Source organism: Micromonospora sp. CNB394, from assembly GCF_000374985.1.
Taxonomy (GTDB): Bacteria; Actinomycetota; Actinomycetes; order Mycobacteriales; family Micromonosporaceae; genus Micromonospora; species Micromonospora marina.
Genome location: NZ_KB895829.1, coordinates 96,725 through 112,653, shown reverse-complemented (window position 1 = coordinate 112,653; position 15,929 = coordinate 96,725). Strand labels below are relative to the sequence as shown.

Sequence of the window (15,929 nt, the reverse complement as noted above, 5' to 3'; positions counted from 1 at the left end):
CGCGGGCCGGCCCGGTGGCCGGCCGGGATGGACAGTCGCACAGCGTAGCCGCTCATCGCCACCCGTCGGTCGCCCGCAGGGTTGACCGGGGCACACCCGAGACACGGCTCTCAGACTCGCGAAGTACGCTCTTGAGCCATGGGCGACCACGACGACCTGCGCAAATTCATCACTGACCTCGCTGTGGTGCACGGCCGGGTGGTGCTCTCGTCGGGCCGCGAGGCGGACTGGTACGTGGATCTGCGCCGCGTCACGCTCCATCACGAGGCGGCTCCGTTGATCGGCCGGGTCATGCGGGACCTCACCGCCGACTGGGCGTACGACGCGGTCGGTGGGCTGACCCTGGGCGCCGATCCGGTGGCCGCCGCCATGCTGCACGCCTCGGCGGGCACCGGCCGCGCGGTCGACGCCTTCGTGGTCCGCAAGGAGGGCAAAGCCCACGGTCTCCAGCGCCGGATCGAGGGGCCGGACGTCTCCGGGCGACGGGTGCTCGCGGTCGAGGACACCTCCACCACAGGTGGAAGTGTGTTGACGGCGGTCGAGGCATTGCGTGAGGCGGGGGCCGAGGTGGTGGGTGTGGCGGTTATTGTTGATCGAGGTGCCGGCGACGCGGTGCGAGCCGCCGGATTGCCCTATCGGGCGGCCTATACGTTGGCTGACCTCGGCCTTGTGGCGTAAAAGTTTGCCGATTCGGATCTGCTGATATGCAGGCGGATCGATGCTGCTGGTGGAAGGATGGAATACGTGGGAACTGCGTTGGCTGAAATGACCATGCCTCAGATCTCGCCGCTTGCCGGCGAGCCGATCGAACGCGCCGACGCCGAGCGGCTTGCGGGGGTCCTCAAGGCCCTCGCGGACCCCGCCCGGCTGCGGCTGCTCAGCCTGATCCAGTCGGCTCCCGAGGGGGAGGCGTGCGTGTGTGACCTCACCGCGCCGCTCGGCCTCTCGCAGCCGACGGTCAGCCACCACCTGCGAATCCTCACCGAGGCCGGCTTGCTGGAGCGGGAGAAGCGCGGGGTCTGGGCGTACTACCGGCTGGTGCCGTCCGCGATCGCCACGATCGCGGACCTGCTCACCCCGCCGCGGAAGCGGGCCACCAAGAAGGCTCGCTGAAACCTTCGGGCCGACCCGACCGAGGGTTGTCCCGACCGGGTGACCGGTGGCGTGCGAGGGGTGGCGCCATCAGCGCACGGTGACGGTTGTCGTCGTCCGTGTGACCCGGCTGGAGCAGTGCTGTCGAAGGCCGGTCCTCGTCCGAGGGCCGGCCTTCGGCGTCCGTACGTGCTCAGTGCCGGTGCTGACCACCGTCGCCGTGCCCGGGACGATGCCCCTCGATGCCCTCCCGGGCCGCCTCCACGGTGCCGGCCAACGTCGCCGCGGTGATGACGGCGACCGCCTCGCCGCGCTTACGTGCCCGCCGGTCGCGCAGGAACTCGAAGAAGATCGGCATCACCGAGATCACGATGATCAGCGCGACCACCGGCAGGATGTACCTGTCGATCTTGTCGCCGATGGCGTCGTAGATCTGGCGGGCCAGCAGATAGCCGACCAGCAGGATGCCGTCCACCCAGAGGACCGCGCCCACCACGTTCCACAGGAAGAACCGGCGCGCCGGCATGCCGAGCACCCCGGCGACCGGGTTGAGGAACGTCCGCACGATCGGGATGAACCGGGCCAGCACCACTGCCTTCGCCGGGCCGAACTTCTGGAAGTAGTACTCCGCCTTCTCCACGTACTCCCGCTTGAACAGCCGGGAGTTGGGCTTGTCGAACATGCGCCGGCCGTACCGGGCGCCGAGCCAGTGCCCGAACTGGGCGCCGACGATGGCGCAGAGCGGACCGCCGATCATCAGCCCGATCAGGGACACACGGGTGCCGTCGCCGAAGATGGCGTCCGCCACCGGTGAGGCAGCCACCCCGGCCAGGAACAGCAGCGAGTCGCCGGGGAAGAAGAAGCCGACGAGCAGCCCGGTCTCGGCGAAGAGGATCACCCAGACGCCGACCATGCCGAAGGTGTGGATGAGGTCCTTCGGATCGAGCGGGTTCAGCGCCACGCTCTCGGAGAACATCCGGGTCTTCTCTGCTGTGTTCACGGCCACACACGGTACCCCGGCCCGGTCCGGCATTTCGGCCGGACCGGACGTCGTCGTCAGAGGCGGGGGTCGACCGGTTCGGACTCGCAGGCGAGGATCGCGAACACCAGCTCGTGGCGGCGCCAGAGCGGCGCGTCCTCGGCCAGCGCGTCCAGCGCGGCCAGGCCCAGCCCGTGCTCCCGCAGCGCCATCCCGCGCTTGCGGCCCAGCGACCGGCGGCGCAACGCGGCGAGCTGCGCCGGATCGGTGTACCCGGGACCGTAGATGATCCGCAGGTACTCCCGCCCCCGGCACTTGATCCCCGGCTGGAGCAGCGAACCCTTCGGCGACCGGGCGGCCAGGCCCGCGTACGGCTTGACCACCATGCCCTCGCCACCGGCGGCGGTGAGCGCAAGCCACCACCCGGTGGCGTCCGCCACCGCCGACTCGTCGGCCAGGTCCACCACCCGCCGCCGGGTCTGGGTGAAGAACTCCGGATCGGCGGCGCAGAGCCGGTCGGCCAGCGACAGGTGCCAGCCGTGATCGCGGTCGGCGTAGCTCACCCCGGCGCCGGCCAGCACCGCGAACGGCGCCAGGGTCACCCCGCGCAGCCCGTCGGTCGGCCGGACGTACGCCCGGTAGGCCGCCGAGTAGGCGGTGACCTCCGCGGCCCGCCCCGCCATCCGGTCGCGCAGCGCGGCCACCGGCAGCCCGCGCCCGGCGGCGGTGTCCAGCGCGGCGAGCACCGGCGGCAACGCGGCCCGCCCGGCCGCGCCGACCCCGGCGTACTGCTCGCGGATCAGCCCACCCGCCTTCGCCGACCAGGGCAGCAGCTCGGTGTCGAGCAGCAGCCAGTCGGTGTCCAGCTCGGCCCAGAGGCCGGCGGTGGTGACCGCGGTGCGCACCCGGGCCAGCAACCCGTCGTGCAGCGGCGGATCGAAGAACGGCCGCCCGGTACGGGTGTGCACCACCCCGCCGCCGAAGCGGCCCGGCTCCCGCTCCACGAGCACCACCGCCCGCGAGCCCATGTGCTTCTCCTCGCAGACCACCCGGTCGACACCGGCCCCCCGGTAGTCGGCGAACGCCTCGGCCGGATGCTCCAGGAACCCGTCCACCGCCGACGTGGAGCAGGGCGCCATGGTCGGCGGAAGCCACACCAACCGGCCCGGGTCGACCGCGAACCGGCTCATCACCTCCAGTGCGGCGGCGGCGTTCTCGGCCGGCACCGTCAGCGACCCGTACGCGTGGGTGAGGTGCCGCCGGCCGGTCACGTCGGCCAGGTCCAGCACGGTGTCCGGCCGCGCCGGCGCGACCGGGCCCAGCGGGCGGGCCGGGGCGTACCACTCCTGCACCGCCGGGACGGCCACCAGCTCCCTCTCCGGGTAACGCAGCGCGGTGAGCCGCCCGCCGAACACGCAACCGGTGTCCAGGCAGATGGTGTTGTTCACCCACTCCGGCTCGGGCGTCGGCGTGTGCCCGTACACGACCGTCGCCGAACCCCGGTAGTCCCGCGCCCACGGGTAGCGCACCGGCAGGCCGTACTCGTCGGTCTCGCCGGTGGTCTCGCCGTAGAGCGCGAACGACCGCACCCGGCCGGACGCCCGTCCGTGGTACGCCTCCTTCAAGCCGGCGTGCGCCACCACGAGCCGGCCGCCGTCGAGCACGAAGTGGCTGACCAGGCCGTCGATGAACGTCTCCACCTCGGCGACGAACTCCGGCGGCTCGGCGGTGAGCTGCTCCATCGTCTCGGCCAGGCCGTGGGTGAGCCGGACGTCCCGGCCGCGCAGCTTGCGCAGCAGCTTCTGCTCGTGGTTACCCGGCACGCAGATCGCGTGGCCGGCCGCCACCATGCCCATCACCAGGCGGAGCACGCCCGGCGAGTCCGGGCCGCGGTCCACCAGGTCACCGACGAACACCGCGGTACGCCCCGACGGGTGCGCCGCGTCCACCGGGCGGCCCGCGTCGTCGTGCCGCAGCACGTAGCCGAGCCGGGACAGCAGCGTCTCCAGCTCGGTACGGCAGCCGTGCACGTCCCCGACCACGTCGAACGGACCGGTCAGCTCCCGCCGGTCGTTGAACAGCTTCTCGAAGCGGATCTCCGCGGCGTCGATCTCCTCCACCCCGCGCAGCACGTGCACCTTGCGGAAGCCCTCGCGGGCCAGCCGCCCGTACGACTGCCGCAGGTCGCGGCGCATCCGGCCCAGCACCTGACGGCCGTGCGTCCGGTCGGCGCGCGCCTCCGTACGCTCCCAGGCCACCGCCTCCGGCACGTCCAGCACGATCGCCACCGGCAGCACGTCGTGCTCGCGGGCCACCCGGATCAGCCCGGCGCGGGCATGCGGCTGGAGGTTCGTCGCGTCGACCACCGTCAGCAGTCCCCGCCGCAGCCGGATGGCGGCGACGTGGTGCAGCGCGTCGAACGCGTCGGCGGACGCGGACTGGTCGTTCTCGTCGTCGGCCACCAAGCCGCGGAACGTGTCCGAGGAGAGCACCTGGCTGGGCGCGAAGTGCCGCCGGGCGAACGTCGACTTGCCGGAGCCGGAGACGCCGACGAGCGCCACCAGAGCCAGCTCGGGGATGTCCAGGACGGTCATCGGTTCGTCGCCTCCTTCCGGTCGTCGCCGGTGTTCTCGTCCCGGTCGTCCCGGTCGTTGCGGTCGGGCCGGTCGTTGCGGTCGTCCCGCGTCAGCACCGCGATCTGGGTCGGCGTGCCCACCTCCGGGTCGTCGTCGCCGACGCCGCCGAGCACCGCCGTGTAGCCGTGCGCCGCCGCCATCCGGCCCACCCAGGCGGCGAACTCGGCCCGGGTCCACTCGAACCGGTGGTCCGGGTGCCGGAACCGGCCCGGCCCGAGCCCCTCGTAGCGCACGTTGTACTCCACGTTCGGCGTCGTCACCACCACCGTGCCCGGCCGGGCGTGACCGAACACCGCGTCCTCCAGCGCCGGCAGGCGCGGCGGGTCGACGTGCTCGACGACCTCCATCAGCACCGCCGCGTCGTACCCCCGGAGCCGGTCGTCCCGGTAGGTGAGCGCCGACTGCCGCAGCCGGATCCGGTCCCGCTGCCGCTCCGGAAGGCGGTCCAGGCGCAGCCGCCGGGCCGCCATGCCGAGCGACCGGTCGGACACGTCAACGCCCACCACCTCGGTGAACCGCCGGTCGGCGACGAGCGCGGTGAGCAGCGCGCCGCCACCGCAACCGAGGTCCAGCACCCGGCTCGCGCCGCTGTCCCGCAGCGCGGCGAGCACCGCCTCCCGGCGCCGTACCGCCAGCGAGGCCCGGCGGACGTCCTCCGCCGCCCCGGCCTCCGTGGACGGCTCGATGCTGTCGTCGGCGGGCGGCTCGTCGGCCAGCCGCAGCTCGGTCAGGCGGGCCATCGCCTCGCCCGCGAGCGCCCGGCGGTGCGCCAGGTAGCGGCGCGTGATCAGACCCCGCTCCGGGTGACCGGCCAGCCAGCCCGCACCGGCGCGCAGCAGCTTGTCCACCTCGTCCGGCGCCACCCAGTAGTGCTTGGCGTCGTCGAGCACCGGCAGCAGCACGTACAGGTGGTTGAGGGCGTCCGCGAGCCGCAGCGTGCCGGTGAGCGTCAGATCGACGTACCGGCTGTCACCCCACTCCGGGTACGTCTCGTCGAGCGGGACCGGGTCGGCGGTCACGGCCCAGCCCAGCGGGGCGAAGATCCGTACCGCCAGCTCGGCACCGCCCCGGCAGCGCAGCACCGGCACCCGTACGGTCAGCGGGATCGCGCTCGCGGCCAGCTCGGGACGGTCGCGCGACTCGCCGCGCAGGGCGGAGCGGAACACCTTCGCCAGCGCGGACGAGAGCAGACTGGAGGCGGCGTACGGGCGGTCGTTGACGTACTGCCCGAGCGCGAAGCCCTCCGGCGCCCGGTTCCTGCGGCCGCCGCCCAGCTTGAGCGGATCGACCTCGACCAGCAGCGCCGCCGTGCAGCGCGCCTCGTCCGCCTCCGGGTAGAACACATGCGCGGCACCGGCGGGCAGGTCGAAGCTCTGCACGCGGTCCGGATGCTTCACCAGGAGGTGTCCGAGGTCGGTCGCCGGGCGGTGGGTCGTGGTCAGGGTCAGCAGCACTCATCGATGATCTCGTGCTCGCCTGGTTCCTGTCGCGGGGGTTTTCGGGCGCCGGGTCAGCGGTAGTCGTCCTCGTCGGCGGTGACGACGCGGGCCTGCTCCATGGCGTCCCAGTCGTCGACCTCCATGCCGCGGTGCGGCTCGCCGTCGGTGTCGTCGGTCACCGTGGTGGCCTGCTCGACCGCGTCGGCCGGCTCGGCCTCCAGATCCCGCTCCTCCGGGGCGAGGTGGTCACTGGGGGCGAAGTCCTCGTCGGGCTGACCCATCGTCCCTCCCTGTTCTCCGTGCGGGCATCGTCCCCACCACCGTACGGGCTGCTCCCGGCCGCCGCTGGGTGGCGGGCGGAACGGCGGAGTCGGCGATTGTCCCGCTCCGGGCGCACGGCCGGTGCCAGGATGGTTGCCATGGGCTTCCTGATCCGACTCGGGATCACCGCGGTCGCGTTGTGGATCGCGACGCTGATCGTGCCCGGGGTGGAGGTGAGCGGCCGCAACACCGGCAGCACCGTGCTCACCCTGATCGTGGTGGCTCTGGTCTTCGGTGTGGTCAACGCGGTGCTCAAGCCGCTCATCAAGGTGTTCGGCTGCGTGTTCTACCTGCTCACGCTCGGCCTGTTCGCGCTCGTGGTGAACGCGCTGCTGTTCCTGCTGACCGACTGGATCGCCGGGGTTCTGAAGCTTCCGTTCCACGTGGACGGCTTCTGGGCCGCATTCTGGGGCGCCATCGTGGTCGCGGTGGTGAGTTGGCTGATCAGCGTCGTCGTACCGGACCGGCTGGAGAATCGGTGAGCGGCGTCCGGGCCGGTTGTGCCCCGCTCGCGCTCCTGCGGGATACTGCCCGCGGTGGACAGCGCGGTCCGGCGCACCCGTGGACGTCAGCGGCCGGAACGGTCGGCTCCGGGGAAGACCCGGGGCCGGAACGACCGCCCTCCATGGAAGACAGCGGCCTGCACGGCCGAGAGCGGTAAGTAAGGAGCGTTCGACATGCCCATCGCTTCCCCCGAGGCTTACGCGGAGATGCTGGACCGGGCCAAGGCCGGCCGGTACGCGTACCCCGCGATCAACGTGACCTCCTCGCAGACGCTGAACGCGGCGCTCAAGGGCTTCGCCGACGCGGAGAGCGACGGCATCATCCAGGTCTCCACCGGTGGCGCGGAGTACCTGTCCGGCCCGTCCGTGAAGGACATGGTGACCGGCGCGGTGGCGTTCGCCGCGTACGCCCACGAGGTCGCCAAGAAGTACCCGGTCAACATCGCGCTGCACACCGACCACTGCCCGAAGGACAAGCTGGACAAGTTCGTCCGGCCGCTGATGACCATCTCGCAGGAGCGCGTCAAGGCCGGCCAGGAGCCGCTGTTCCAGTCGCACATGTGGGACGGCTCGGCCGTGCCGGTGGCGGAGAACCTGGAGATCGCCGAGCAGCTGCTGACCGAGGCCGCCAAGGGCAAGATCGTCCTGGAGATCGAGGTCGGCGTCGTCGGCGGCGAGGAGGACGGCGTCGAGAACGCCATCAACGACAAGCTCTACACCACCGTCGACGACGGCCTGGCCATGGTCGACGCGCTCGGCCTGGGTGAGAAGGGCCGCTACATGGCGGCGCTGACCTTCGGCAACGTGCACGGCGTCTACAAGCCGGGCAACGTCAAGCTCCGTCCCGAGGTGCTCAAGCAGATCCAGGACGCGGTCGGCGCCAAGTACGGCAAGGACAAGCCGCTCAGCCTGGTCTTCCACGGCGGCTCCGGTTCGCTGCTCTCGGAGATCCGGGAGGCGCTCGACTACGGCGTGGTGAAGATGAACATCGACACCGACACCCAGTACACCTTCACCCGCCCGGTCGCGGACCACATGTTCCGCAACTACGACGGCGTGCTGAAGGTCGACGGCGAGGTCGGCAACAAGAAGATGTACGACCCGCGCGTCTGGGGCAAGGCCGCCGAGGCCGGCATGGCCGCCCGCGTGGTCGAGGCCTGTGAGCACCTGCGCTCCACCGGCACCACCATGAAGTGACACCCCGCGTGTAAGGAAGGGCCCCTTATTAACAGCTCGCTGTTAATAAGGGGCCCGTCCTCTACCGCAGGCGTTAATAAGGGGCCCTTCCTTCACCGCACCAGGAGCGTGACGGCCTCGTGGACGTCGTCGGTCAGGTGGATCGTGTGCGACAGGTCGCCGAACGGGGACGCGGCGAACAGCGGCCGCAGCAGCGACTCCACCGGCAGCTCGGTGGTCCAGTACGTGCGGTCCAGGAAGACGTACGCCCCACTCGCCCCGTCGGTGCCGTAGAACGTCTTGGTGGCCGCCTGGAACACCTCCTGCACGGTGCCGGCCCGGCCGGGCGCGAACACGATCCCGCCCCGGGCCAGCCGCAGGATCGTGTCCTCCCGGATGGCGTTGGAGAAGTACTTCGCGATCCGGCCCGCGAACAGGTTCGCCGGCTCGTGGCCGTACAGCCAGGTCGGGATGGCCAGCCCGCCGGACCGGGCCCAGTCGGTGCCGGGCGCCGACGGGCGGGGCGAGGGCAGCGACGGGCCGTCCGCGTACCGCTTGCGCACCGCCAGCGCCGCCGCCGTGTACCGGTCGTGGTCGGTGAAGTCCGGCGCGACGGCGAGCACGTCGATCGCGGCGGACAGCTCCTCGGCCGGCCAGGCCGCGAGGAACGCGCCGAGGTTCGCCGCCTCCATCACGCCCGGACCGCCGCCGGTCACCACCAGGCGGTCGGCCCGTGCCAGCTCCCAGCCCAGCACCGCGGCCATCCGGTACGCGACGCTGCCGCGCGGCACCGCGTGCCCGCCCATCACGCCCACCACCGACTGCGGCCCGTGCGTGGCCAGCCACGCCCGGGTGGCGTCGGCCAGGGCGTTGTCCACGCCGTGGTCGTGCAGTCGCTGCCCGAGCGCCTCGCGTACGTCCGGCAGCGCGCCGCCGTGCGCTCGGAAGTGCGCGTACACCCGGGTGTCGTACATCTCGGTGAACCCGCCCTCGGTGAACCCGGCGGCCAGTTCGTCAGCGGTGTAGAGGTGCGACGGCTGGGTCGGGTAGGGCAGCCCGGAGAACGGCGGGACCACGTTGGCGCCCCGGCGGACCAGGTCCGCGCCCACCTCACGACCGGCGAAGCGGCAGCCCACGAAGAGGGTGCCGGTGACGTCGATGTCGCGCAGGTCGGGAACCGGGTCGAGGTCGAGGCGCAGGCCCTGCACGGTCAGACCGGCCAGGGTTCCCCCGGCCAGCCGCTGCTCGAACGCGGTGCGGGTCTCGATCTCGTTGACGTGGGGGGCGTGCGGCTCGATGACGTCCGCGGGTGGTGGGGTCGGCACCAGGTCATCCTGCCCCCGCACGGCAAGTGCCGAAACCGGGGGCGAGAACGACAGGAGCCCGGCGGGCACGCCGCCGGGCTCCTGCGTAACCGGGTCCTGGGGAGGCTCCGGATCTGTATTTGTAGTGCAAGAACCACGGCGGCGGCATGGGCCGCGGGTACGTGTGCTCCCGCCGCAGGCGTGACGAAACCCTCAGCCGTTCAGCCAACCGTTCGGGCGAGGCCCCTCGCGTACCCGAGGGCGAAGCGGGTTGAATGGGGCGATGCAGAACCTGTTGCCTGAGCCACCGGCCACCCTGCTCCCGGTCCACGAGGAGGCCGACGCCGCGCTGGCGGCGGCGGCCGAGCAGGGCACCGACGAGGCGTACGCCGAGGTCGCGGCCCGATTCCCGACCTACAGTGCGGCCTGGGCCGCGCTGGCCGGCCGCGCGCTCACCGCGGGTCAGGTCGTCACGGCGTACGCGTACGCCCGCACCGGCTACCACCGGGGCCTCGACCAGCTGCGCCGCAGCGGCTGGAAGGGCCACGGCCCGGTGCCCTGGGCGCACACGCCGAACCGGGGCTTCCTCCGCTGCCTCTACGTGCTGTCCCGCGCCGCGGGAGAGATCGGCGAGGCGGACGAGGCGGCCCGGTGCGCCCAGTTCCTCCGCGACTGCGACCCGGCCGCCGGAGACGCGCTCTCCAGCGACTGACCACTGCCGCGACGGCCGGTCCCGACCCGGGTGCCGGCCGTCGCGCCCGTCCTACAGCCCTTCCGCCACCGACGCGGCGATCTTCAGCCAGGCGTCGCGGGTGGCGGAGGAGAGCTGCCCGTACCGCAGCGGCTCGCCGGTGTCGATGAGCCGCTCGTACGGCGCCAGCAGCACCGCCCGGGTCCGCGCCGCGAAGTGGGCCTGGATCGCGGGCAGGTCGATCTCCTTGCGCGACGGCGGCATCGAGACCACTGTGACCGCCTGCCGGACCAGCCGCTGCCGACCGCTCTGCTCCAGGTGGTCGAGCATCCGGGCGGCGGTCTCGGCCGAGTCGTTACGGGCCGACATGGTCACCACGAGCTGGTCGGTGGCGTCCATCGCGGCCTGCCAGTTCTGCGCCCGGACGTTGTTCCCGGTGTCCACGAAGATCAGCTTGTAGAAGCGGCTGACCACCTCACGGATCTCCGCGAACGCGGCGGCGGTGAGCATCTCGCCGCCGGTCGCGGATTCGTCCGAGGCCAGCACGTCGAACATGCCCTCGCCCTGCGAGCGGACGTACTGCGACAGGTCACCCACCCGGCCGTGCGGGCCCTGGAACTGGGCCAGGTCGCGCAGCATGTCCCGCACCGTACGGGCGTGGAAGTCCTGCTGGGCCCGCATGCCGAGGGTGCCCTGGGTCTCGTTGTTGTCCCAGGCCAGCACGTATCCACCGCGCTTCTGGCCGAACGTCATGGCGAGCAGCAGGATCGCCACCGTCTTGCCGGCGCCGCCCTTCGGGTTGACCACCGTCACCTGGCGCAGGCCGCCGAAGTTGCGGCGGACCATTTCGATGTCGCGCTTCATCTCCTGCTCGTGCCGCCCGGGCGCGAGCCGGACCAGCCCGATCCTGTTGACCACCGCGCGTACGCCCATGGTGGCCACCGGGTCGACCGGCCGGGCCTGGCGGCGGCGGGCGAAGTCCTCGGCGGTCGGGGGCACCGCCTGCTGCGGCATCCAGCCCTGTTCCGGGTGGGGCGCTCCGGGCTGCGGCGGCGGGGGCACCACCGGGCCGGACAGCGGTGCCTGCGGGGGCAGCGGGCCGCCGGGCTGCGGCGCCCCGGCCTGGGGCGTCCAGCCGGGCGGCGGGTACCAGCCGGGCTGACCGGGCTGCGGTTGGTACCCGGTCTGGCCGGGTTGCGGCGTCCAGCCGGGCGGCGGGTGGCCGTTGCCGTACGGGGACTGCTGCGCCGGTACGCCCGGCGACGGCGGGAACGGCCCGAGGCGGGGCATCTGCTCGGGCGCGCCCGGCCCGGCCGGTCCCGTGCCGGATGCCGGCGAGGGCTGGGCCGGTGTGCCGGCGACAGTGGCCCAGCCGGAGGGGGTGCCGTCGGTGGGAAGGGCGTCGGACGGCGGGGGTGGTGCCACGGTGGCGCGGCCTGCGGCGGTGCCGTGGGTGGGGAGCGCGTCAGGCGGCGGGGGTGGTGCCACGGTGGCGCGGCCGGACGCGGTGCCGTCGTCCCCCGCCGGCTCGGACGGCGGAGCCGTGGCGTCGGCGGGGTCCGACCCGGTCCGCTGCGGCGGCTGGGCCCACGGCGAGGTGGCCCGGCCGTTCACGGCACCCGAGCCGGCCGAACCCGAGCCAGCAGTATCCGGTCCGGTGGTGCCGGTGCCGGTGCCGGTGGCGGTGGCGGTGGCGGTGGCGGTGGCGGTGGCGGGCGTGGTCGGGGCGGGAGCCGCGTGCGACGCGGACGGGGGCGGGCTCACGGGCGCCGTGGCCGACGAGCCGGCCATCGCCGGTGTGCCGGGCAGCACGGGTGTTCCGGGCACCACGGGTGAGCCGGACGCCGCCGGTCGCGCCGGTGACGGGCCGGACGACGCCTGGTCGAGCGTGAACGGCAGGTCCAGGTCGACCGCCGGCGCCTGGGACGCCGGAACGTCCGCCGCCGGCGTGGGAGCGTCGGCCTGCGGGAGCGGCCAGGGCACCGACGCCCACGGCGGGATCGTGGCCGCCGTCGCGTCGGTCTCCTCCGGCGGCCAGAGCGGCTCGACGTCGCGCTGCGGCACCTGTGGTCGGCCCGGTACGTGGGCCCGGTCGTCGTTCTCGTGCACCACGGATCCTCCCCATTCCTTCCGCCGAGGATAGGCGGTCCGGCCAGCGTCGCGAGCCGGGCGGGGATCGACCGAGGTCAGCCCGTCCAGACCGCCCATGCACCCGGCTCGGTCCACCAGGAGCGCTTGCGGCTCAGCTCGCCCTCGACGCCGTCGTCGAGGAAGGGCACCTTCTCGTCGCGGGGCACCACCGCCACCGCGCGTCCCCGCGCCCGCCGTACCTCCAGCCGGACCTTCTTCCGGCCCAACGCCGAGCGGGTCACCACTGGTACGGCGACGCCCACCGTCACCCGGCCGTCGGCCGGATCCGGGCCGCCCAGCAGATCCACCTCGCCCAGGCGCGCGTACCCGCCCGCGTTGCCGATGGCGCATGCGGTGATCGGTTCGGAACCGTCACTGAGCACCGTGCCGTCGACCTCGACCCGGGCCCGCCAGTGCAGCGGGCGGCCGGCGTCGTCGGCGGCGCCGAGCAGCGCACCGTCGAGCGTCACCGAGCCGCCGTCGTTGCGCAGCAGGTCCAGCCGCCGGGCGGTGCCGTCCAGCACCGCGGCGGCCACACCCGCCGGATCCCGGGGCAGCCCGAGCTGCGCGGCCAGGTCCCGCGCCGCCCCGGACCGGGCCGGATCGAGCGGGAGTACGCCCACCGGGGGCAGGTCGGGCACCGTACGGTTGACGGCCAGGTCCGCGGGGCGGCGACTCGGCGGCGGAGCGTACCGGCGCACCAGCCGGCGCAGGACGGCGCGCAACTGACCGTCACTCGCCGCGGCGACGATCAGCCGGGTCTTGCCGTCGGAATCCGGCCAGGTGAGGCCGTCGGCGCGCGGCGGGCCGTCGAGGCGGGCCAGCACCTCGTCGATCTCGGCGTCCGACCGGGCGGTCACGGTGGTCACCCGGGCGCCCCGGGCGGTCAGCTCATCCGTGCAGGCCAGCACCGGTACGCGCGGCGTCTCGCAGCGCTCTTCGCCGGTGTCGGCGGCGGTGTCGTCCGCGCCGCCGCAGCAGGCGCCGCCGCTGCCGCAGCCACCACCGGGAGCGTCCCGCTCCGAGCCGAGGGTGAGCAGCACCACGTCGTACACGAAGGAGCCTCCTGCTTTCCGACCAACCCCTGCTGGTCCCACCGTCACTACTTGTTAGCCTGACACCCCGGGCTCGCTGACCGGTCGCCACCTGGCACCCGAGCCTTCTGGAGGCGAGAAGATGCCAGCGATCGTGCTGCTCGGCGCCCAGTGGGGCGACGAGGGCAAGGGCAAGGTTACCGACCTGCTGGGTGAGCGGGTCGACTACGTCGTGCGCTACTCGGGCGGCAACAACGCGGGCCACACGGTGATCACGCCGGACGGCCAGAAGTACGCGCTGCACCTCATGCCGTCCGGAGCGCTGTCACCGAGCGCGATGATCGTGATCGGCAACGGGGTGGTGGTCGACCCGAAGGTGCTGCTCCAGGAGATCGACGGGCTCGCCGAGCGCGGCGTGGACGTGTCCCGCCTGCGCATCTCCGGTGACGCGCACCTGATCATGCCGCATCACCGGGCGCTGGACCGGGTGGTCGAGCGCTACCTGGGTAGCTCCCGCATCGGCACCACCGGCCGGGGCATCGGTCCCGCGTACGGCGACAAGGTCGCCCGGATGGGCATCCGCCTGCAGGACCTGCTCGACCCGGGCATCCTGCGCAAGAAGCTGGAGCTGGCGCTCCGCGAGAAGAACCAGCTGCTGTTCAAGACCTACAACCGCAAGGCGATCGACGTCGAGGAGACCGTCGAGGAGTACCTCCAGTACGCCGAGCGGCTGCGCCCGTACATCGCCGAGACCCGGGTGATGCTCTGGGACGCGCTCGACCGCGGCGAGACCGTGCTGCTGGAGGGCGCCCAGGCCACCATGCTCGACATGGACCACGGCACCTACCCGTTCGTGACCTCGTCGAACCCGACGGCCGGCGGGGCGTGCGTGGGCGCGGGCATCCCGCCGACCGCGATCACCAAGGTCATCGCGGTGAGCAAGGCGTACACGACGCGGGTGGGTTCCGGCCCGTTCCCGACCGAGCTGTTCGACGACAACGGGCAGCACCTGCGCAAGATCGGCCACGAGTACGGCACCACGACCGGCCGGGAGCGCCGCTGCGGCTGGTTCGACGCGGTGGTGGCCCGGTACGCGTGCCGCCTCAACGGCGTCACCGACCTGGTGGTCACCAAGCTCGACGTGCTGACCGGCCTGGCCAAGGTGCCGATCTGCGTCGGGTACGAGATCAACGGCGAGCGTTTCGACGACATGCCGATGACGCAGACCGACTTCCACCACGCCACGCCGATCTACGAGGAACTCGACGGCTGGTGGGAGGACATCACCAAGGCGCGGACCGAGGACGAGCTGCCGGAGAACGCGAGGCGGTACATCACCCGCATCGAGGAGCTGACCGGCACCCGCGTGAGCGTGGTGGGCGTAGGCCCAGGCCGAGAGGAAAACGTCCTCCGCCACCCCCTCCTCCCCTAACCCACCCCACCCCACCCCGCCCCAGCCCCCGCCCTCCCGGAGGCACACCCCGTTGATCAAGGAGTTTGTGTCCGGATCCGACGCCGAACTGGACACAAACTCCTTGATCAACGGGGTGGTCGGGGCGTGGTTATCCACAAGGTTGTCCACAGGGGCGTCGGCTGTGGGGTGGCGCGGGGGAGCCTGCGCGTGTGGGTGAATTCGGCGAACTGACGCGGCTGGCCGCAACACAGGGCGGGTTCGTGACGGCCGGGCAGGCGTTGCGCCTGGGCGTCGGCCGGGAGCAGATCCGGTACCTCGTCCGGTCCGGGCGATGGACGCGCGTCTCGCGTGGTTGCTACCTGCCGTCTCCGGCCGGGCCGGCGCCGGTGTCATTCCGGCGGGTCATGATCCGCGCCGCGATCGCGAGCATCGGGCCGGGTGCGGTCGCCGTACTCGACACCGCCGCCGAGCTGCACGGCATCGCCGGCCTTCCGACGACGGCCGCGATCCACGTCTCGGTGCCGCCGCACCGGCCGCACGTGCAGCGTCGGGCGGAGCCCAGCCTGACGGTGCATCAGTTGACGCTCGGTGACGCGGACGTGTGCCGGGCCGACGGCGTACCGGTCACGACTCCGGTGCGCACCGTTGCGGACGTTTTGCTGCGGGCGAGGCGCTACCCGGCGGTGTGCGTCCTCGACTCCGCACTCAACCAGGGCATCCTGGCCGAGAAAGACATGTCCCTGGTGCTTGCGCACCTCGCCGGTCGCCGCGGGGCGGTCGCCGCTCGGGAATACCTGGCCGAGGCGGACGGCCGGGCACAGTCACCCCTGGAGACCCGCGCCCGACTCCGGTGCGTCGACGGTGGCGTGCCGCCGGAGGTCCTGCAACTGCCGGTACGGGACGACGACGGCTACCTGCTCGGCATCGGGGACCTGGCATGGCGCGGGGCGCGTCTGATCGCGGAGGCGGACGGTCGAGCCCCGCACCTGACGCCCGAGGCCGTCTACGCGGACCGCTTCCGGCAGAACCGCCTGGTCAACGCCGGCTGGCGGATCCTCCGCTTCACCTGGTCCGACACCATGCGCCCCGACTACATTCCCCAGACGGTCAAGCACGCCCTCCGCCAGAGCCCGAAGCAACGGTGATCAAGGAGTTTGCGGACGATCACCCCTCAATCTGAGACGCAAACTCCTTGATCGACGGGGTGGGG

General features: G+C 72.7%; 14 protein-coding genes. 7 read left to right on the top strand and 7 right to left on the bottom strand.

What is annotated here, in order from left to right; translation table 11 throughout:
* Positions 1 to 138: 138 nt before the first annotated feature.
* Together pyrE and C569_RS0109230 are read left to right on the top strand one after the other, a co-directional pair.
* On the top strand, positions 139 to 678 hold the full coding sequence (gene pyrE / locus C569_RS0109235) for an orotate phosphoribosyltransferase (protein WP_018785504.1): 540 nt from the start codon (positions 139 to 141) through the stop codon (positions 676 to 678).
* A 57-nt stretch (positions 679 to 735) separates the two neighbouring features.
* The gene (locus tag C569_RS0109230) at positions 736 to 1,113 is read left to right on the top strand and encodes a helix-turn-helix transcriptional regulator (RefSeq protein ID WP_007454255.1); all 378 of its coding nucleotides are present in this window, start codon (positions 736 to 738) and stop codon (positions 1,111 to 1,113) included.
* A gap of 172 nt (positions 1,114 to 1,285) precedes the next feature.
* Here the strand turns inward: C569_RS0109230 and C569_RS0109225 are convergent, their stop codons facing one another.
* The 4 genes from C569_RS0109225 to C569_RS0109210 form a co-directional block, all read right to left on the bottom strand.
* Positions 1,286 to 2,068, bottom strand: a complete 783-nt coding sequence (locus C569_RS0109225) for a DedA family protein (protein ID WP_369753263.1) — start codon at positions 2,066 to 2,068, stop codon at positions 1,286 to 1,288.
* Positions 2,069 to 2,148: 80 nt separating this feature from the next.
* Entirely contained in the window at positions 2,149 to 4,665 is a 2,517-nt protein-coding gene (locus C569_RS0109220) for a polynucleotide kinase-phosphatase (RefSeq protein WP_018785501.1), read from the bottom strand.
* A complete protein-coding gene (locus tag C569_RS0109215) occupies positions 4,662 to 6,161 on the bottom strand; it encodes a 3' terminal RNA ribose 2'-O-methyltransferase Hen1 (protein WP_018785500.1) in 1,500 nt (499 codons plus the stop codon). Before C569_RS0109215 ends, C569_RS0109220 begins: the two co-directional genes overlap by 4 nt.
* Before the next feature lie 56 nt (positions 6,162 to 6,217).
* Positions 6,218 to 6,427, bottom strand: a complete 210-nt coding sequence (locus C569_RS0109210; RefSeq protein WP_018785499.1) for a hypothetical protein — start codon at positions 6,425 to 6,427, stop codon at positions 6,218 to 6,220.
* Positions 6,428 to 6,565: 138 nt separating this feature from the next.
* Between C569_RS0109210 and C569_RS0109205 the strand changes: the two genes are divergently transcribed.
* A complete protein-coding gene (locus C569_RS0109205; protein WP_018785498.1) occupies positions 6,566 to 6,949 on the top strand; it encodes a phage holin family protein in 384 nt (127 codons plus the stop codon).
* Between the two features lie 195 nt (positions 6,950 to 7,144).
* On the top strand, positions 7,145 to 8,167 hold the full coding sequence (fbaA, locus tag C569_RS0109200) for a class II fructose-bisphosphate aldolase (RefSeq protein ID WP_026267898.1): 1,023 nt from the start codon (positions 7,145 to 7,147) through the stop codon (positions 8,165 to 8,167).
* A 92-nt stretch (positions 8,168 to 8,259) separates the two neighbouring features.
* Here the strand turns inward: fbaA and C569_RS0109195 are convergent, their stop codons facing one another.
* The gene (locus C569_RS0109195) at positions 8,260 to 9,471 is read right to left on the bottom strand and encodes a hypothetical protein (RefSeq protein ID WP_018785496.1); all 1,212 of its coding nucleotides are present in this window, start codon (positions 9,469 to 9,471) and stop codon (positions 8,260 to 8,262) included.
* Positions 9,472 to 9,733: 262 nt separating this feature from the next.
* Here C569_RS0109195 and C569_RS0109190 point away from each other — a divergent pair, with 262 nt between their 5' ends.
* Positions 9,734 to 10,162, top strand: a complete 429-nt coding sequence (locus C569_RS0109190) for a DUF3151 domain-containing protein (protein WP_018785495.1) — start codon at positions 9,734 to 9,736, stop codon at positions 10,160 to 10,162.
* A gap of 51 nt (positions 10,163 to 10,213) precedes the next feature.
* Here C569_RS0109190 and C569_RS0109185 read toward each other — a convergent pair whose 3' ends face one another.
* Positions 10,214 to 12,253, bottom strand: coding sequence for a chromosome partitioning protein (locus C569_RS0109185; protein WP_018785494.1), 2,040 nt, complete (start codon positions 12,251 to 12,253; stop codon positions 10,214 to 10,216).
* Positions 12,254 to 12,327: 74 nt separating this feature from the next.
* A complete protein-coding gene (locus tag C569_RS0109180) occupies positions 12,328 to 13,326 on the bottom strand; it encodes a diacylglycerol kinase family protein (protein ID WP_018785493.1) in 999 nt (332 codons plus the stop codon).
* 121 nt (positions 13,327 to 13,447) lie between these two features.
* Here C569_RS0109180 and C569_RS0109175 point away from each other — a divergent pair, with 121 nt between their 5' ends.
* Both C569_RS0109175 and C569_RS0109170 read left to right on the top strand, forming a co-directional pair.
* The gene (locus C569_RS0109175) at positions 13,448 to 14,737 is read left to right on the top strand and encodes an adenylosuccinate synthase (protein ID WP_018785492.1); all 1,290 of its coding nucleotides are present in this window, start codon (positions 13,448 to 13,450) and stop codon (positions 14,735 to 14,737) included.
* Positions 14,738 to 14,928: 191 nt separating this feature from the next.
* Positions 14,929 to 15,864: a type IV toxin-antitoxin system AbiEi family antitoxin domain-containing protein gene (locus C569_RS0109170; protein WP_018785491.1), complete on the top strand. Its 936-nt coding sequence runs from the start codon at positions 14,929 to 14,931 to the stop codon at positions 15,862 to 15,864.
* The last annotated feature ends 65 nt before the right edge of the window (positions 15,865 to 15,929 follow it).